Origin of the sequence: Sinorhizobium sp. B11 (genome assembly GCA_039725955.1) — a bacterium.
In the GTDB taxonomy this organism is placed as follows: domain Bacteria; phylum Pseudomonadota; class Alphaproteobacteria; order Rhizobiales; family Rhizobiaceae; genus Rhizobium.
This window is the reverse complement of sequence record CP091033.1, coordinates 1,740,033-1,758,741: the sequence shown is the minus strand read 5'-3', so window position 1 is coordinate 1,758,741 and position 18,709 is coordinate 1,740,033. Positions and strand designations below refer to the sequence as shown.

Genomic DNA, 18,709 nt, shown 5'->3' with positions numbered 1-18,709 from the left:
CGAGGTCGGGTTTCAGATGCGCCCCGCTTCCAGGCGGGCGAGGGCATTTTTCGCAGCGATTGCCCGGACCATGTGGTTCTGCGGCGCGTGCGAGCGGCCGGTGATCGCGTCGCGGTGATGGCGTTCCAGTCCGAAATCCCTGTTGAGGCCGGGATTGCCGGCAAGATCGAGTGCCAGGTTCGTAACGGCGACCGCATTGTCGATCACCGCATGGCGCACGGCCATGGCGTCGATGCCGACCGGCTTGCCGGCATCGACATCTTCGCCGAGCGAGCGCAGCAGCCTGGCATTCGTCGACAGGCGGACTTCTATCTCGCCGAGACCGTCCTGAATGCGCGGCACGGTCGCAATCGGTGCGCCGAGGCTTGCCGGCGCATGGCGGGCCGAAAAGGTAAGCACCTTGTCACGGGCCGACAGCGCCACCCCATGATAGACGGCGCCGATCAGCGAGAAGAAGAAGGCCGTGGCATGTTCCTCCCGCCGGATCGGTTCTGAAGCGGGCTGTGCCTCGATCAGGTCTTCGAAGGGAATGACGACGTCTTCAAGGATGATGTCGTCGCTGGCGGTCGCGTGCATTCCGGCGGCATTCCAGGTTTTTTCGACCGTAAAGCCGGGTCTGTCGGTCGGCACCAGGAAGGAGGCAAGCCGTGGCTCGGCCTCGTCCGTCAGCGCCAGCAGCGATACCCATTTGAGGATCGGTATGCCGGTGACGTAGGTCTTGCGACCGGTAATACGCCAGCTGTCGCCCTTGCGCCTAGCGATCGTCTCTGGCAATGCGCCATGGGCGGGAGAGCCGATCCGGGGTTCTGCCTGGGCGGCATTGATCAGGGCTGGACCTTGCCGATTGGCGAGAAGAACCCGCTCCGCAAGATGAGCTGGCCATTTTCCGAACCGCCGCAGCGTATAGTGGCTGTTGAAATGCATGGCGAGCACCAGCGCCGTCGATGGCTCGCCGCGGGCGATCTCGCTGATCACCGCCTGGGCATCTGTAAGGCCGCCGCCATGGCCGCCGTGCTCGGGAGCTGTCACCAAGCCGAGTAACCGCGCCTCGTAAAGCCGGGTGAAGTTCTCGAAGGGAAATTCTCCGCTCGCATCGAAATGGTGCGCGCGTTCGGAGAAATCCTTGGCAAGCCTTCGTGCCCTGTCAAGTGGATCGATCGTTTCCTGCAGCATAGTGCTTCTCCTGTCAGGCGACAGCGCGGGTGTGAAAGCTGTCGACGTGACGACGGTCGACCCAGTCGGCAATATCGAAATCGGCGGCCAGGAACCCGAAGTCCCGAAGGAAATTCTTATAGTGGCCGACTGCCTCGACCAGTTCGGGCTCCAGCCCAAGGCCGAGATGGCGGTGGACCTCCGGCCCATTTGCCGCCAGCACCTGCTCCTCAGTGGCGCCAGCCTCGCGCGCAACGAAGCGACGCGTTTCATCCGGATGGGCCTGTGCCCAATCACCTGCCTGGTAGATCGCTTCCAGAAGCCGGTGGACCAGATCGGGGCGTTCCTCGGCAAGCAGTTCGTCGACCGTCAAAACACGCGGCGAGCCAGAATTGATGCGGATCTTCGGGTCGGGGTGAAAACCGAATTCCGCCACCTGAACGGCGCCGATCAGATTGGCGACGCTGATGCCGGCCGTACCCTTTACATAGATCGCATCCACATCACCGCGCAGCAGAGCTGCGATCTCTTCGCCATAGGCCTGGCGACGCTTCAGACCGAAGAGCGATGGTCCCTCCTGGGTGGCGAGCACGGAATCGGCAAGCGCGATGTCAATGATCTCGACGTCGTCGAGCGCCAGGCCCTCCAGCGACAGAGCCGACAGGAGACCTTTCAAGGCCGTCGCGCGCATGAAATCGACTATGCCTTCTGGACGCCGGGCGATGCCGAAGCGGCGTCCCTTTAGATCCCTGCTGGTGGCGATCCCGGTTCCCGGCAAGGTGATGATCGCCTGAAATTCATCCGTCCAGGTAATGCCGACGAGCCTTGTCTTGCGGCCCTCCGAGCGGGCGCGGATCGGCGGCACATTGCCGCCGTGGCGGAAGGACCAGTCGAGCGTATGGTTGAAATGGCTCTGGCGGATGGCGCGGTCGGGAGAGTCGATGATCGACTTCAGCGTCACGCCTTCCTTGCGGAAGCCTTCCTCGAGATAGCCGAGCTGGGCGGCGAGCCCGACCGGGGTCGGCACCGGGCAGCGCGTATACCAGATTTCCGAAATGGTATTGCTGGTCATGATCATCCCTTTCAGTGGCGCAGGCCGGCCTGCTTCATCAGTGGCAGCACGTCGGTGCCGAAGAATTCGAGTTCATCCCGGAAATCGAAGAAGCTGAGCTGCAATCCGTCGATACCGGCGGCTTTCAGTTTCTGGAACTGGTCGACCACGCTTTCGGGCGAGCCGATGACGCGGATATTGCCGCCGACGAAACGGTAGGGATCCTGCGGATCGCGGCCTTTCCAGGCATGCGCATCCGAGTTCAGTGACGAAAAGCCCTGCGGCGAGCGCTGGTCGCCATGGGCGACGATCCGGTCGGCAAGCTCCCAGGCCTCCTTGTCAGTCGGCCGGCAGATGACCATCGGATTGAGCAGGGTGCGCACCGTGCGTCCGACGTCCCTGGCCGCATCCTTCACTCTTTTCGTGTGGGCCGGCAGCGATTGAAGCGCGCTGTTGATATCGGCGCCCGTCGGGCTGGTGATGAAGACAATGTCCGAATAGCGGCCGGCGAAGGCGATGCCGGCATCCGAACCCGTGGCGTTGACGAGGATCGGTCGGCCGAAATTCGGCTTGGGCGTCACGAAGCCGCCACCGAGCTTCCAGCTGCTCTCGCCCTCGAAGGAGAAATTCTCGGTATCACTCCAAAGACGCTGGACGACTTCGAGGAATTCGGCCGCCAGTTCGTAGCGCCTGTCGTGCTCGATGCGTGGCCAGCCGAACATTTCATGCTCGACGGCACGGTGACCCGTCACGACATTGATGCCCCAGCGGCCACCGGTGATGTGGTCGAGCGTCGCACCGAATTTGGCGAGATGCAGCGGATGCCACGGCCCGTAAAGGACATGCATGGTGGAGATCAGCATGATCTTCTTGGTCAGGCCGGCAAGCGCTGCCGTTGTCGTGAAGCTGTCGAGCGCCTGGCCGTTGAAGACGCCGCCATAGCCGCCTTTCGGCAGCCACTGCGACAGGGCGAAAACCAGATCGAAGCCGAGTTCTTCGGCCTTCAGCGTCAGCGCCTTGTTGTAATCGAAGCTCCAGTCTGTCGATCGCTCGAGCGTGGATTGCGTCCAGCCGCCGGCCTGGATCGGCAGGAACAGGCCGAGCAGCACCGGCTGCTTGAGCGCCTGCGACAGTGGGCTTTCGGCAAAGTCGGTGGGGGCGGAGAATTTCGCGAGACCCACGATAGAGCCGGGAGGGTGTTGAATGGACATGACGGATCCGTGTTCCTTTTCCTCTTGGCTCAGGCTGTGGCGAGATAAGCGTAGGCAAGGCTGCCCGAGACGCCTTCTCCACCCACTGTGTGGTCGGCGATGCGCTTGTTGTAGATGGTCAGCTCCGGCTGGCTGGCGATGTCGATCGCCGGCAGGTCCTCGACAAGGATCTGCTGGATCTCGCGCCATTGATCGACACGCTTCTTGGCATCGACCTCGATTGCCGCGGCCTCGAGCAATGCATCGACCTTCGGATTGCTGTAGGCCGAGCCGTTGGAGAAGGGCACGCCCGGCTTGAAGTTCTTGCTCCAGTAGAGGCGCTGAACGCCGACGGTCGGATCGAAGAGGTTGCTCATTCCCTCGAAGGCGAAATCGAAATCGCGATCGGTATAGATGCGCTTGGTATAGGTGGCGAAGTCCTGGCTGCGCACCGTGGCATCGACGCCGACCTTGGCAAGCGCCTGGCGGATATATTCGGAACCACGCGGATAGGTTTCGCCGCTCGGCACATAGTCGAGATTGATGCGGATGCGCACGCCGTCGCTGCCGCGTGGATAGCCTGCCTCGTCGAGCAGTTTCTCGGCGGCGGCAAGATCGATCGGATAGGTCTTCAGGTCGCCATCATACCATTTGGCAAGATTGGGATTGATCGGGCCGGGAATGGCCGCGCCGTAGCCGTAGTTGATGGTGTTGAGGATCACCTTGCGGTCGATCACATGGGCGAAGGCCTGGCGAACGCGGATGTCCTTGAAGAAGGGCCGTTCGAGGTTGAACTCGATGCGGCTAACCCCATTCGAATATTGGTAGCCGCGCTCGTCGAAAGCGATGCCGTCGACCGTCTTCAGACGTTCGAGATCGCTGAGCGGAACGGGTGTCGAGGGGGCAAGGTCGATCTCTCCGGTCTCGATGGCGATCGAGCGTGCTGCGGCATCGGGAATGAAACGGACAATGAGCTGGTCGAGATAGGGGCGCGGCTGGTCCCAGTAATCGGGGTTGCGCTCATAGACGAGGTGGCTGCCGCGGACCCATTCCTTGAACTTGAAGGGACCTGTGCCGATCGGCGCGAGATTTGCAGGATTTTCGGCAACCTTCGTCCCCTCATAGATGTGACGCGCTACGATCGGCGTCTCCGAGGAGGCAAGGGCGGTGATGAGATAGGGCGCCGGCTTGGAGAGTTTCAGGATCGCCGTCAGCGGATCCGGCGTTTCGACGTCGACGAGGTTGAGGAACGTGTTGCGGCCACGCGGATGAACCTCCTTCAGCGTCTTGATCGAGAAGGCAACGTCAGCCGAGGTAAAGGCCTGGCCGTCATGCCATTTTACGCCGTCGCGCAGGTGGAACGTGTAGACGAGCCCATCCGGGCTCACCGACCATTCCTTGGCCAGAAGAGGCTGCGGGTTCAGCTCGAAATCATAGGTCAGAAGGCCTTCAATGACCTTCGGCGAGACATAGACGGAATTGAAGGCAGTGTTCGCAATGGTCGTCAGCACCGGCGGCTCGGCCGACAGGAGCAGCGTCGCTGTGCCGCCGCGCACCGGAGCGGCAAAGGCCGGCAGGCGTGTTGCCGACGCCACGGTGAGCGCAACGGAAGCAAGAAGGAAATTGCGGCGTGTCGGGGCAGGAAATGCTGGCATGGTCGGTCCCTCGATGATTGTGCGTTCCCGTTGCCGGGCGGTCTAAGTTCGCCTTTCCATACTTCGGCGCGGCCGTAGAGTTTTTTACCCAATTGCGGAGTAGCCTCGGTAAGAAATTCGAATTGATGCGCTATTGGCGTTAAATGATTCCAAAAGACATCGATGCAAGGCTTCTTCTTGGAATTATTTACTAATATCGATTTGACAAAACCCACAGATTTAGTCAACTACTATCGCAACGCAACACGATGAATTCTTCCGGCGACGCGAGGTGGAAATCCATGTCGGCACTAAAGCGGGTCGCCCGCACGATCAGAAAGACCGTCATTCAGGCCGTGCCGACCATGCTCGGCATCGTCATATTGAGTTTCTTCCTGCTCAAGCTCGCGCCGGGCGATGCAGCCGACGTGATGGCGGCTGAATCCGGTTCGGCCACGGAAGAAACCATGGCGGCTCTGCGCCAGCGTTTCGGGCTCGACAACCCTCTTCTCGTGCAGCTCGCCAACTACCTGGACAACCTGGCGCATTTCAGCCTCGGCTTTTCACCGCGCTACGGGATGCCGGTTGCAGATCTCATTGGTCAGCGGCTGCCCGGAACACTGACGCTGATGCTGGCCGCGCTGCTGATCGCCATTGCCGTCGGTCTGCTGCTCGGCTCGTTGATGGCAACCTTCTCCGGAAGGATTGCCGACCGCGTGATCTCGGTCGTTTCGCTTCTGTTTTATTCCATCCCCGGCTTCTGGATCGGCCTGATGCTGATCCTGTTCTTTTCCGTCAAGCTCGGCTGGCTGCCGAGCGGCGGCGACAGCACGATCGGATCGCGGCTCACGGGGCTGCCGGCGCTTCTCGACCGCATCCGCTATATGGTGCTGCCCGCAACCTCGCTTTCGCTCTTCTATCTGGCGATCTACGCGCGCCTGACCCGCGCGGCCATGCTGGAGGTAAAATCCCAGGATTTTGTCCGCACCGCCCGCGCCAAGGGTGTGTCGCCCTTCTTCCTGACCACGCGTCACGTGCTGCGCAACGCCCTGATCCCGATCACGACAATGGCGGGCATGCATTTCGGGGGCATGCTCGGCGGAGCAGTGGTGGTCGAGACCGTCTACAGCTGGCCAGGACTCGGCCGGCTTGCCTTCGAAGCCGTGATGGCACGCGATTTCTCCGTGCTGCTCGGCATCCTGCTCTTGTCCTCCTTCCTGGTCATCGTCGCCAACGCGGCCGTCGACCTGCTGCAGGCATGGATTGATCCCAGAATCGGAGCCAGCCGATGACCAGCCAGAAGCTTCATACCTACGCCGGCGAGGCAATTGATTTAGCGGAGCGCGATAGTGACGCGTCACGCCCGGCACCCGAGAAACCAGCCGAGCCGCGCTGGACGCATATTCATGCGCCCGACGTGCGCGCCTCGGCTGCACCCGGTGTCGCCTGGCGCGGTCTGCGACGTGAGCTCAAGGTCTTTCTGTCCAATCCCACCGCATTGTTCGGCGTCCTGTTCCTGATCGCCACCGCACTCGCAGCCCTTCTTGCCCCCGTCTTTTATCCAGGCGATCCGATGGAGATGGTGGCGCGACCGTTCCTCTGGCCGGGCCAAAATCCGTCTTATCCGCTCGGTACGGATTCGATGGGGCGCGATGTGCTCGCAGGCATCCTGCACGGCGCGCGCATTTCGCTTACGGTCGGAATCGCGGCGACCGCCCTCGGGCTTTCTGCCGGCATCACGATCGGCGCGATGGCGGGATATTTCGGCGGGATCGTCGACGATCTCCTGGTGAAAGTCATCGAGATCTTCCAGACGATCCCGAGCTTCGTCCTGCTCGTCGTGCTGGTCGCCATCGCTCAGCCCACAACCTCGACCGTCACAATCGCGATCGCCATCGTCAGCTGGCCGACGGTGGCGCGCCTGACACGGGCCGAGTTCCGTTCCATCCGCGAGAAGGACTATGTGCTTGCGGCGCGAAGCCTCGGCTTCGGCCATGCGCGCATCATCTTCCGCGAAATCCTGCCGAACGCCCTGCCGCCCCTGATCGTCACCTCCTCGGTGATGGTCGCCAGCGCCATCCTGATGGAATCGGCGCTATCCTTCATGGGGCTCGGTGATCCCAATCGCGTCTCCTGGGGATCGATGATCGGTGCCGGTCGCGACGTGATCCGCACAGCCTGGTACCTGACGGCGCTGCCGGGCCTCGCGATCGTCTTTACTGTACTGGCACTCAATCTTTTGGGCGACGGTCTCAACGATGCGCTCAATCCGCGCTTTTCGGAGGAACGCTGATGAGCCATCTTCTCGAAGTCCGCGATCTCTCCGTCCGCTTTGCGACCGCAGAGCCGGTCAAGGGCGTCAGCTTTAACGCCAATCCCGGAGAGATGCTGGCGATCGTCGGCGAATCCGGCTCCGGAAAATCGCTGACGGCCCTTGCCCTGATGGGCCTCCTGCCACGGCACGCCCGGGCGGGCGGCGAGATCCGGTTTGACGGTCGCAGCCTGCTGACGCTGTCGGAACGGCAATTGCGGAAGGTTCGCGGGCGCGACATCGCAATGATCTTCCAGGAGCCGATGACTTCGCTCAATCCGGTTCTGTCGATCGGTGACCAGATCATCGAGGTACTGCGGATCCATGAGGATCTCAGCCGCCGCCAGGCGCGTGCCCGGGCGATCGAGCTTCTGGACCTCGTCAGTATTCCGGAGCCGGCCCGCCGCATTGACGACTATCCCCATCAGTTGTCGGGCGGCATGCGCCAGCGCGTGATGATCGCGATTGCCGTTGCCTGCAACCCGAAACTTCTGATCGCCGACGAGGCGACGACCGCGCTCGACGTGACCATCCAGGCGCAGGTCCTGCAGCTTCTCGATAATCTGCGCGCCAAGCTGAATATGGCGGTCATCCTCATCACCCACGATCTTGGCATCGTGGCGCAATGGGCCGATCGTGTCGTCGTCATGTATGCCGGCCGCAAGATCGAGGAGGGGCTTCCCGGCCCGGTCTTCGACACGCCTTATCATCCCTATACACGCGGCCTGCTGGCGGCCTCGCCGCGGCTGACGGCCGATTATCATTATCGCGATGGGCCGCTTGCCGAAATTCCGGGCTCCATCGTCTCGGCCGCCGGCGAGAAGGGCTGTTCCTTCCGCCCGCGCTGTCCGGTCGCCCGTCCCGCCTGCGCCCAGGCGGTGCCGACGCTGTTTTCCATCTCGGCGGGCCGCGAAGTCGCTTGCCCCTATGTTTCAGTCCACGCGGAGGTCGCTCATGTCGCTCCTGTCGGTCGATAGGCTCTCCACCCATTATCCAGGCAGCGCCGGCACGGTGCGTGCCGTCGACGGCGTGTCACTGGAAATCGCGGAAGGCGAGACAGTTGCGCTCGTCGGCGAATCCGGTTGCGGCAAGTCGACGCTCGGCAAGTCGCTGACGCGTCTCGTCACGCCGTCTTCCGGGCAGGTCCGCTTTCGCGGCCGCGATGTTACGGCCATGTCGAACAAGGAGCTGCAGTCGATCCGCCGAAGCATCCAGATGATCTTCCAGGACCCCTTCGCTTCGCTCAATCCACGGCAGACCATCCGGACGATATTGACGGCACCGCTTGCCGTGCATGGCATCGGCGATCGCAGGAAACGTGATGCGATCGCTGCGGGAATGGTCGAGCATGTCGGCCTGCCACGCGATTCCCTGGAGCGCTATCCGCACGAATTTTCCGGCGGCCAGCGCCAGCGCATCGGCATTGCCCGGGCGCTGATCCTGCAGCCCGAGCTCGTCATCTGCGATGAACCGGTCTCGGCACTTGACCTGTCGATCCAGGCCCAGATCCTTAACCTGCTGGTCGAGATGAAGACGGAGCTGTCGCTTTCCTATCTCTTTATTTCGCATGATCTGTCCGTCGTTCGTTATTTCGCCGACCGTGTGCTCGTCATGTATCTCGGGCGTATCGTCGAAAGCGCCTCGACTGCCGACCTCTGGAACGGTGCCAAACATCCCTATACGCGGGCACTGCTTGCCGCCGTGCCCGACCCGTCGCGCCGCAAGCAGGCAGCCCCGATCAACGGCGACCTGCCAAGTCCGCACAATCCACCGTCCGGCTGTCGCTTCAACACGCGCTGTCCGCTTGCCACCGATATTTGCCGGGCCGAGGATCCGGCATTCCGCCAGTTCGGCGCCGGCCATGCCGTCGCCTGTCACCACGCTCAATGAATGGAGAATGAAATGGTCGATTATCGCTATCTCGGGCGCAGCGCGCTCAAAGTGTCACCGCTCAGCCTTGGAACCATGATGTTCGGCGGGCCGACGCCCGATGAGGTCGCCTTCCGCATCATCGACAAGGCCCGCGAGCAGGGGATCAACTTCATCGACACAGCCGATGTCTATCACGACGGCAAGTCGGAAGAGGTTGTCGGCCGCGGCATCAAGTCAAGCCGCGATCACTGGGTCTTGGCGACCAAGTTCGTAAACTCGCACACCAAGGGCCCGAACCTTGGCGGCCACTCGCGCAAATGGGTGATCGAGACGGTGGAGAATTCGCTGCGCCGCCTGAACACCGACTATATAGACATCCTCTATTTCCACCGCGCTGTCTTCGATGCGCCGCTCGAAGAGCCGGTTCGTGCCATTGCCGATCTGATCCGTGCGGGCAAGCTTCGCTATTTCGGGGTCTCGAACTTCCGCGGCTGGCGCATCGCCGAGATCGCCCACCTTGCCGATCAGCTTGGCATCGACCGGCCGGTGGCAAGCCAGCCGCTCTACAACATCGTCAACCGCACGGCGGAAGCCGAACAACTGCCGGCCGCCCACTATTACGGCCTTGGCGTCGTCTCCTATTCGCCGCTCGCTCGTGGCGTGCTGACTGGAAAATATGAGCCGGGCACGGAACCGGATGCCGATACGCGTGCAGGCCGTGGCGACAAGCGCATCCTCGAAACCGAATGGCGTCCGGAATCGATTGCGATCGCCAGGGAGATCGCTGCCCATGCCAACCGCAAGGGCATTACGCCGACCGAGTTCGCGCTCGCCTGGGTGCTGAACAACAAGCTGATCTCGGCCGCCATCACCGGTCCACGCACCGAGGAGCATTGGGATAGCTATATCCGCGCGCTCGACGTCAAGCTCGATGCCGAGGACGAGGCCCTGGTCGATAGGCTGGTGACGGCCGGTCATCCCTCGACGCCGGGCTTCAACGATCCAAGCCATCCGGTCGAAGGGCGCGTTCCGCGTCTCAGCGAAGTAGGGACCGACAATGTCGTGTCGCTGACGCGCGCCGTCGCCTGAGGCCGTCAGGGAGGATCCGCCTTCGCGCGGATCCTCCCCATTCTTCAAAAATTCACCGTTGAAAGCTTGACCATGGCCACCTCAACCTCTTCCACGCTGCTATCCACCGGTGGATCTGAGCCCGATACCGATCTTGCCGCCCTGCTTTCGACGGTGCCGGCGCTCGCAGCCGAAATTGGCAAGGAAGCGGCACGGCGCGATCTCGATCGCGAGCTTCCGTTTGAGGCTTTCCGCCTGTTCAAGGAGGCCGGTCTCGGAGCGCTGCGCATCCCCACCTCGCTTGGTGGGCCAGGCGGTAGTGTCCTCGACTATATCGAGACGATCATGGCGATCGGTGCGGCCGATTCCAATGTCGCACATGCGCTTCGCAGCCATTTCAATTTCACCGAGAGCCTTATTCTCAATCCCAATACGGTGCTTGACCGCACGCAGCTGGCAAGAGTGCTTGCCGGCAAGCTGTTCGGCGGCGCTCATACGGAACAAGGCACCAAGCGTCCTGGCGAGGTGACGACGAAACTCTCGAAGGCCGGCGACAGTTACCGGCTCAATGGCCGCAAATGGTATGCGACGGGAACCGCATTCTCCGATTTCGCTTCCTTCAGCGCCAGGAACGACGAGGACCAATTCGTGAGCGTCCTGCTTCCGGTCGACCGCAATGGCATCACCGTTCTCGACGACTGGGACGGCATGGGCCAGCGGCTGACGGCGAGCGGCGGCGTGCTGCTGGAGGATGTCGAGGTCCTGCCGCATGAGATTTCCACGCGCGGCCTCAATTCGCTTGTCGGGCGCCATACATCGACCCTGCGTCAACTCCACCTTACCGCCTCCATGGCCGGTGCGGTGCGCGGTGCAGTGGCGGAAGGTACCGATTACGTGCGCAGGCAGGCGCGTTCGGCCGCTCATAGTGCGGCCGAGACGGCCAATGCCGACCCCTTTGTCCAGAAAATCCTGGGTGAGATCGCCAGCGGCTCCTTTGCTGTCGATACGCTGATCCGCGAGGCGGCCCGCGCGCTTGACCGTTCCGTCGCGGCGTTTGGCGCAGGAGATCCGGAACGCTTGGAAGCGGCTCTTGTCGAAAGCGCCCTGACGACGGCGCGTACGCAGATCGTTGCCTCTCAGATCGCGCTTTCTGCCGCAACCAACGTCTTCGAGCTCGGCGGCGGTTCGGCGACATCGAGACATCTCAACCTTGACCGCCACTGGCGCAATATCCGCACCGTGCTCAACCATAATCCGCTTTTACACAAGGCGCGTGTGGTCGGCGATTTCTACATCAACGGAACGACGACGCATCTGGAGGAAGGCAAGGTCTTCTAGAACCCGGCCCGTCGCGTCGCTTCATTTATCACTTGAGGTCATCCTGATGTCCGGCCGCCGCGCCGACAGGAGATCTGTGCGCCTTTCTTGCTGTCATCCCCCGGATCTGTGTGACGGGGAGGGAGGTCTCATGCTTTTCGATCCAAAGCCAGGCCAATCCGTCATCATTATCGGCGGCGGCTTCGCCGGCGCGTTGACTGCGCTCAAACTGCTTGACCGGACGACGGTGGGGCTGTCGATCACCATCATCGAGCCACGTACCGAGCTCGGTCGCGGCGTTGCCTATAGCACCAGCGACCCGGCCCATCTCGTCAACGGACCGGCCGAGATCTTCTCGCTCTATCCCGAGGATATGGGTCATCTGGCCCGTTGGCTTGCCGAAAACGGCCCCGCCAACGGCTGGCAGCCGCCCGCAGACGTTGCCGCAAGCAGCCCGCCGCGCCATCTTTACGGGACCTATGTGCGCGACGAACTGAAGCGCGCGGTTGCACAGGCACGCTCCGGATCGAGCCTGCAGCATGTCCGCTCGTCGGCAGCACATCTGTCATCATCGCCACACCGGGTCCGTGTAGCGACCACGGGCGGCACTGTCTTGGAAGCGGACGAAGCCGTACTGGCACTCGGGGTATTCCAGCCCGATCTGCGCCCTGCCGAGGCGGCTGTGGCAGGACATCCGCGCTTTGCCGAAAATCCCTGGAACCTGGCAGCGCTCGACCGGTTGAGCGACAGTTCCGATATCCTCATCATCGGTGCCAGTCTCTCCATGGTCGATGCGATCGCGAGCATGGAGGCGAGGGGGTTTCGTGGGCGCTACCGGGTGATTTCGCGGCGGGGCCAGTTCGTCGAGGGTCGCAGGAATGCCGATCCGGCCCGTGACTTTCTCGCTGACGGACCGCTTCCTTCGACGGCGCGCGACCTGCTTGCGCGCGTCAAGGCGGAACGACGCCAGCTTGCCGCCGCCGGTGGGGACTGGCAGGGGCTGCCGCTTGCCATTCGCCCCCACATCCTGCCGCTCTGGCAGAATGCCAACGATCGGGAAAGACTGCGCTTTGCCCGTCATCTGAGGGCCTTCTGGGACGTGACGGCACATCGATCCGCGCCGGAAAGCCACCGCAGCGTCGAAGCGGCGCGGTCTCAGGGGCGGCTCGTCGATGGGACGGCCCGCCTCCTGGCGCTGAAGCCTGAGGGAGCCGGTATTGCAGCAACCCTGAAAACCGCGGCAGGCCTTGAGGAGACTATCTTCGGCGGCGTAATCGATTGCCGCGGGCATCAGCTGCATGATTGGCGGGAAATCGCTGATCCGTTTGTTCGCCAGCTTCTTTCAAGCGGCGAGGTGCGCCCGCATTCGACCGGCTTCGGCATCGACGCCACCCCCGAGGGCGACCTCATCGATGAGGAAGGGCGCGTTCACCGCAACTTAAGCGCCATCGGCCATCCGCTGCGCGGTGTGGCCTGGGAATCGAGCTCGATCACCGAACAGCGCACGCAGGCGATCGCGCTTGCCGACCGCATCCTTGCGAAATTCACGCCGGCCCGCGCCGCCTCTTGAGAAGCGATTCATCCGACAAACCGCAAAGCGATCAGGGGCGCATCGTCAGATGCGCCCCTGATCCGTGAAGGCTGGTCGTGACCCCCGAACCGTCAGCCTTCGCCGTCCTTGATATAGACCTCGGCGAAATTGGCCTGGACCCCTTCGGCGCCGATCGTGTGGTTCTTCACCCGCTTGTTGAAGACGGTGACATTTTCCAGCGCGATCAGATTCACCACCGGAACCTCCTCGGCGATGATCCTCTGAAAATCGTTGAATTCTTGTCGTCGCTTCTGCTCGTCAATTTCCACCGATGCCGCCTCCAGCAGCCGGTCGACCTCCGGATTGGCGTAATGGGCCGCATTGGAAAAGGGCAGGCCGAGCTTGAAGTTCTTCGACCAGTAGATGCGCTGGACGCCGAGCGTCGGATCGAACTGATTGCCGAGATATTCGGCTGTCACGTCGAAGACCCGTTCCGTATAGACCTTCTGGATATAGGTCGAGAAATCGTAGGAATCGATCGTCGCGGCGATGCCGATGCGGGTGAGATTCTGTTTCAGATATTCGATGACCCGCTTGAAGCCTTCATTGTAGGAGTTGTGGGTGAGCCTGAGGGCAAAGCGGGTGCCGTCGGCGCCACGCTTGTAGCCGGCCTCGTCGAGGAGCTGTTCGGCTGCCGCAAGATCGTAGGCGTAGGGCTTGATCAAGCCGTCGTGGTAACGGGAGAGGAAGGTACTGATCGGTGTCGGCGAGATATGGCCGTAACCGTACCAGACAGTGTTCAGGATGACGTCGAGATCGATCGCGTGGGCGATGGCGCGGCGAACCTTCACATCCTTCAGATATTCGTTGTCGAGATTGAAGATGAGCTGCGTCTGATCGCCCTTGGTTTCGTAGCCGCGGGAATCGACGCTGATATTCGGCAGCGCCTTAATGCGCTCGAGATCGCTGAGCGGGATCGGATTGTCGCCGCCGATATCGAATTCGCCAGTCTCGAATCCTGCTGCTCGTGCTGCTCCATCGGGCACGAAGCGGATGACGATCTGGTCGAGATAGGGTTTGCCTGCATCCCAGTAGTCGGCATTGCGCTCCAGGATGATATGCGAGCCGCGCGTCCATTCCTTGAAGACGAAGGGGCCGGTTCCGATCGGTGCGCTGCCGTTCTTGTTGAGCGGCACGTCGGCGATCGCGACATTGTCGTAGATATGCTTCGGCACGATCGGCGATTCCGCCGCGTAGAGCGCGCTGAGCAGATAAGGCGCGGGCTTTGACAGGCGGATGATCGCCGTCAACGGATCGGGTGTCTCGACCTTGACGACATTGGCGAAGGTGCCGCGCCCGCGCGGATGGACCTGCTTTAAGAGTTCGATCGAATAGGCGACGTCATTGGCGGTGAAGGGCTTGCCATCATGCCATTTCACATTGGGGCGTAGCTTGAACGTGTAGCTCAAGCCATCGTCGGAAATCGACCATTCGGTCGCAAGCTGCGGTTTCGGGGTCAGGTCGAAGTCATAGGTCAGCAGCCCCTCGGTGATCTTCGGGCTGACCTTCTGGGTGCCGCCGGCGGTATGGGCGAGCGCCAGGATTGTCGGCGGTTCGGGCTCGACGATGAAGTTCAGCGTTCCGCCCGGCTTCGGCGTGTCCTCAGCGGCCCTGAGGCCGAACGAGGGCACAAGCGTGCTGGCGGTGGATAAAAGCAGCAGCTGGTTGAAGGTGCGACGATTAATGCTCATGAGGATCGTCCCTGTCAGGCGTTCTTGAGGAGATAAGCGGAGGAGAGGCTGCCCGAGAGACCGTCGGCAACCACCGTATGGTCCTGGACCTTCTTGTTGAAGATCGTCAGCTGCCGGAAGGAGACGAGCGTGATATCGGGCAGGTCGCGGGCGATGATCACCTGCATGCGGTTGAAGAGTTCGACGCGCTTGGCCCTGTCGTTCTCGACCGCGGCCTGTTCGAAGATCGCGTCGATTTCCGGATTGTTGTAGCCCGAGCCGTTCGAGAAAGGCACGCCCTTCTTGAAGTTCTTCGACCAGTAGAGACGCTGAACGCCGATGGTCGGATCGAATGTATTGCCCATGCCGTTGGTGACGAAAGCGAAATCGCGGTCGGTGTAGACGCGCTTCAGCCAGGTCGGCACATCCTGTCCGCGCAACGTCACCTTGACGCCGATTTTGGACAGCGAGTCGCGCAGATAGTCACCGATACGAGTATAGGTGTCGCCATAGGGCATGACATCGTGCGGCACCTCGAAGCGCACACCGTCTGGCCCGCGTGGGAAGCCGGCTTCGTCGAGAAGCTGTTCGGCCTTTGCCGGATCATGGGCATAGACCGGGACATCAGGATTATAGAAAGCCTTGAGGAAGGGGCTGATCGGGCTCGGCGCCGGGACCGCATAGCCGTAGAAGGCGATATCGGCGACGGTCTGCCGATCGATCGCATGCGCTACGGCCTGGCGGACCTTGTCGTGCTTGAAATACTCGTTCTGCAAGTTGAATTCGATGCGATAGACAGTCGGCGAATAATCGTTGCCGCGATCATCGACGGCAAGCGTGGGCGAGGCTTTCAGCCGGTCGATTTCGCTCAGCGACACCGGTGTATCGGGAGCAATATCGACTTCGCCGGTCTCAAGTGCTGCAACTCTGGCGCTGGCATCGGGAATGAACTTGACGACGATGCGGTCGAGATAGGGCTTGCCCTGGTCCCAATAGTCAGGATTGCGATCCAGGATCACATGGCTGCCGACCGCCCATTCACGGAAGATGAAAGGACCGGTGCCGATCGGGGCGCGACCGTTTGCATGCCCGGCAAGATCGGTGGCGCCCTCATAGACATGTTTGGGGACGATCGGGGATTCGCTCGCCTGCAAGGCGCCGATCAGATAGGGCGCCGGCTTCGACAGGCGGATGATGGCGGTATGGGCATCCGGTGTCGCCACTTCCTTGACGCTGGAGAAGGTGGCCCGGCCGCGCGGATGCACTTCCTTCAGCGCCAGGATCGAGAAGGCAACATCCTCGGCGGTAAAGGGTTTGCCGTCATGCCATTTGACGCCTTGCCTGAGTTCGAAACGATATTCCAGCCCGTCGTCGCTGACGTGCCAGGCGGTCGCAAGTTGTGGAATCGGCTTGAAGTCCAGCCCGTAGGCCAGCAATCCTTCCGTGATCTTGCCGGAGACGCGTGTGGTCGGGCCTGCCGTATGCGCAAGGGTGACGAGTGTGGGCGGCTCCGGCTGGACGAGCAGATTGAGCGTACCGCCGGCGACCGGCTCCGCTGCCTCTGCAAAGCGGCCGATGGGCACGACGGCGCTGAGCGCCGTGAACGCGAAGAGCAGATTGAGCTGACGTCTGTTGATAACCATAACGACCCTCCGTGTCCGTTTCGGCCTACTGAGGCCCAAGCCTTGGTGAGCGCGCATGATCGGTCGGGGGAGGGGAAATCGAGAAGAATGTTTTTCTCGCAGCGCCCGAAAGAAAAGCTTCGCGCAAATCGGCGGGCGTGCCGGGGCAGCAATAATCTAGTCGTTTGGTAGACAATTTTTGGATTTTAGTTTTTGCTTCCCCGGCAGGGTGGTCACGCGCAAGGAAATGTTTCCGGCTGGGTTATCGGCGCAAAGCGGGTTCTCGTCTTGTCTGGTCTGTTTGTGGTGCAATCAGCTCATGAACACGCTCGCGCCCCACCGCAGGAAGACCATCAATCCGACGCTTGCCCGTCTGCCGCCGCTGACGTCGCTGCGCGCCTTCGTGGCGACGGCGCGTCATCTCAACTTCATCCGTGCCGCCGAAGAGCTGCATGTCACCTCGGCGGCCGTCGGCCAGCAGATCAGGCTCCTGGAAAACTACCTTGGCCAGCCGCTGTTCAACCGTGTGCGCGGCCAGCTGCAGTTGACACCGGCAGGCCATGCACTGATGCCAGGTCTGACGGATGCCTTCGATGCCGTCCTTTCGGCCATGACGCAATTTGCGACGAGCGATCACGAGCAGCCGATCCGGGTGTCCGTCGCGCCGTCCTTCGCCAGCAAATGGCTGATCCCGCGGCTCGATGCGCTCCGACGCGCGGCACCCGGCCTGCAGGTTCTGGTCGAAGCCTCGACAGATCTGACGGACCTTGACGCGGGTGACGCCGACTGCGTGATCCGCTTCGGCAGCGGCGCCTATCCCGGCCTCGCGGTCGACCATCTCTTCTCAGAGGCCGTCGTGCCAGTCTGCAGTCCGCAATTTGCCGACCACCACGGACTGTGGGAGCGGCCGGAGGCGATCGAAGACGTGCCGCTCCTTCATGAGGAGGGCGCCGAACATGACCATGCCTGCCCGGACTGGCATGCCTGGCTGCGGGCCGAGGGGCTTTCTTTTCGCCCGTCGCGCGGCGGCTTCCGGCTGAACCAGTCATCACTGGTACTCGACGCTGCTGTCGCCGGCCAGGGGCTTGGTCTCGGCAAGATCCGGCTCGCGGAAGCCGAGATCCGCAGTGGCCGGCTCGTCTGCCCCTTCGGTAGCCCGCAAGCGGTTAGCTTTTCCTATTTCTTCGTCACATCGGCCCACAAGGCGCGGCTGATGCGGGTCGATCTTTTCCGCAACTGGCTGCTTGCCGAGGCGCGCGCCGCGCAGACGATTGAGGTCACTTCGTCCCGCGGCCCTCGATCCGATTTCGATATGATCGCCGCCGAGTGAGATTGTGTGTCGTGAAGGGCAAGCCGGGACGGCCTATTTCAGCTGGAACCCCAGTTTGCGTGCCACCTCGCCAAGCACATGGCGGCCCTTGAGCGCCTCGACCGTGCCGATGCGATTGCGAACCTGATCGGTCCAGTCGATCAGAGGCATTGTCTGTTCTGTCTGGAAGCTTCTGAGAATATGATTGTAACCGGCGAGATCGTCGGCCGGTGCGCTGTCCTGGTAGCGTTCGCGGTGCAGGACGTTCGTTTGCGGCAGGCGGGGCTTGACGCCGGCGGGCACCGCCGGATCGGGATAACCGACCGTCAGGCCAAAAACGGGAAAGACCCCGTCCGGCAGGGCAAGTTCACGGGCGACCGTTTCAGGGTCATTGCGGATCGCTCCGATATAGCAGGTGCCGAGGCCAAGAGATTCCAGGGCGACGACGGCGTTCTGGGCGGCGAGTGCCGCGTCGATCACGCCAAGAAGAAAGCTTTCCACATAGTCGAGCCCTTCGGCCGTCGCGCCACGCTCCGTTGCAATCTTGCGCGGTCGGGCAAGATCGGCGAGCCAGACGAGCAGAAGCGGGGCCTGGGAGATCTGCCGCTGATTGCCGGCAACCGCATTCAAACGACCGCGACGTTCGACGTCTTCAACGGCAACCACACTCCAGGCCTGGAGGTTCGAGGAACTCGGTGCCGACTGGGCGGCGGCAACGGCGAGCTCGACTGCCTCCGCCGGTACCGCGTTTGGCAGATAATGGCGCACGCTCCGATGCGAGAGGATCGTCTCGACGGTTTCGGTCCAATCTCCCGAAAGCTGCTGTTTATTGCGGTAGCGCTCGCCGGCAAGCGCCTTCAGCCTTTCATTGCCGACGTTTCTTTCCGCTGCTGTTGATGGTGTCATATCGATTTTCCCTGCC

Annotated in this window: 15 protein-coding genes; 8 read left to right on the top strand and 7 right to left on the bottom strand. The window is 62.1% G+C overall.

Annotation, left to right across the window (positions count from 1 at the left end; translation table 11 throughout):
• Window positions 1-12 precede the first annotated feature (12 nt).
• From LVY75_07940 to LVY75_07925, 4 genes are read right to left on the bottom strand one after another with little or no spacing between them, the layout of a single operon-like run.
• Window positions 13-1,173, bottom strand: a complete 1,161-nt coding sequence (locus LVY75_07940) for an acyl-CoA/acyl-ACP dehydrogenase (protein ID XAZ20059.1) — start codon at window positions 1,171-1,173, stop codon at window positions 13-15.
• Between the two features lie 13 nt (window positions 1,174-1,186).
• A complete protein-coding gene (locus tag LVY75_07935) occupies window positions 1,187-2,224 on the bottom strand; it encodes an ABC transporter substrate-binding protein (GenBank protein ID XAZ20058.1) in 1,038 nt (345 codons plus the stop codon).
• Window positions 2,225-2,235: 11 nt separating this feature from the next.
• Window positions 2,236-3,414: an LLM class flavin-dependent oxidoreductase gene (locus LVY75_07930; GenBank protein XAZ20057.1), complete on the bottom strand. Its 1,179-nt coding sequence runs from the start codon at window positions 3,412-3,414 to the stop codon at window positions 2,236-2,238.
• A 29-nt stretch (window positions 3,415-3,443) separates the two neighbouring features.
• A complete protein-coding gene (locus LVY75_07925; GenBank protein XAZ20056.1) occupies window positions 3,444-5,048 on the bottom strand; it encodes an ABC transporter substrate-binding protein in 1,605 nt (534 codons plus the stop codon).
• Window positions 5,049-5,329: 281 nt separating this feature from the next.
• On the opposite strand from LVY75_07925, the gene LVY75_07920 reads away from it, so the two are divergent.
• From LVY75_07920 to LVY75_07890, 7 genes are all read left to right on the top strand, one after another.
• The gene (locus tag LVY75_07920; GenBank protein ID XAZ20055.1) at window positions 5,330-6,319 is read left to right on the top strand and encodes an ABC transporter permease; all 990 of its coding nucleotides are present in this window, start codon (window positions 5,330-5,332) and stop codon (window positions 6,317-6,319) included.
• Window positions 6,316-7,320, top strand: a complete 1,005-nt coding sequence (locus LVY75_07915; GenBank protein ID XAZ20054.1) for an ABC transporter permease — start codon at window positions 6,316-6,318, stop codon at window positions 7,318-7,320. The genes LVY75_07920 and LVY75_07915 overlap by 4 nt, the downstream gene beginning before the upstream one ends.
• Window positions 7,320-8,315, top strand: coding sequence for an ABC transporter ATP-binding protein (locus LVY75_07910; GenBank protein ID XAZ20053.1), 996 nt, complete (start codon window positions 7,320-7,322; stop codon window positions 8,313-8,315). Before LVY75_07915 ends, LVY75_07910 begins: the two co-directional genes overlap by 1 nt.
• Window positions 8,293-9,228, top strand: coding sequence for an ATP-binding cassette domain-containing protein (locus LVY75_07905; GenBank protein XAZ20052.1), 936 nt, complete (start codon window positions 8,293-8,295; stop codon window positions 9,226-9,228). Before LVY75_07910 ends, LVY75_07905 begins: the two co-directional genes overlap by 23 nt.
• Window positions 9,229-9,240: 12 nt before the next feature.
• On the top strand, window positions 9,241-10,299 hold the full coding sequence (locus LVY75_07900; protein XAZ20051.1) for an aldo/keto reductase: 1,059 nt from the start codon (window positions 9,241-9,243) through the stop codon (window positions 10,297-10,299).
• Window positions 10,300-10,371: 72 nt separating this feature from the next.
• Complete coding sequence (locus tag LVY75_07895; protein ID XAZ20050.1) at window positions 10,372-11,616, top strand: acyl-CoA dehydrogenase family protein; 1,245 nt, start codon at window positions 10,372-10,374, stop codon at window positions 11,614-11,616.
• 130 nt (window positions 11,617-11,746) lie between these two features.
• Window positions 11,747-13,165 carry an FAD-dependent oxidoreductase gene (locus tag LVY75_07890; protein XAZ20049.1) on the top strand — a complete coding sequence of 473 codons (1,419 nt, stop codon included), beginning with the start codon at window positions 11,747-11,749 and terminating at the stop codon, window positions 13,163-13,165.
• A gap of 92 nt (window positions 13,166-13,257) precedes the next feature.
• Here LVY75_07890 and LVY75_07885 read toward each other — a convergent pair whose 3' ends face one another.
• Together LVY75_07885 and LVY75_07880 are read right to left on the bottom strand one after the other, a co-directional pair.
• The gene (locus LVY75_07885; protein XAZ20048.1) at window positions 13,258-14,877 is read right to left on the bottom strand and encodes an ABC transporter substrate-binding protein; all 1,620 of its coding nucleotides are present in this window, start codon (window positions 14,875-14,877) and stop codon (window positions 13,258-13,260) included.
• Between the two features lie 14 nt (window positions 14,878-14,891).
• Window positions 14,892-16,499 (bottom strand): ABC transporter substrate-binding protein, encoded by a 1,608-nt coding sequence (locus tag LVY75_07880; protein ID XAZ20047.1) that lies wholly within the window; start codon window positions 16,497-16,499, stop codon window positions 14,892-14,894.
• A 298-nt stretch (window positions 16,500-16,797) separates the two neighbouring features.
• On the opposite strand from LVY75_07880, the gene gcvA reads away from it, so the two are divergent.
• A complete protein-coding gene (gcvA, locus tag LVY75_07875) occupies window positions 16,798-17,808 on the top strand; it encodes a transcriptional regulator GcvA (protein ID XAZ20046.1) in 1,011 nt (336 codons plus the stop codon).
• A 33-nt stretch (window positions 17,809-17,841) separates the two neighbouring features.
• On the opposite strand, the gene LVY75_07870 is transcribed toward gcvA, so the two are convergent.
• On the bottom strand, window positions 17,842-18,693 hold the full coding sequence (locus tag LVY75_07870; protein XAZ20045.1) for an NADPH-dependent oxidoreductase: 852 nt from the start codon (window positions 18,691-18,693) through the stop codon (window positions 17,842-17,844).
• Between the last annotated feature and the right edge of the window lie 16 nt (window positions 18,694-18,709).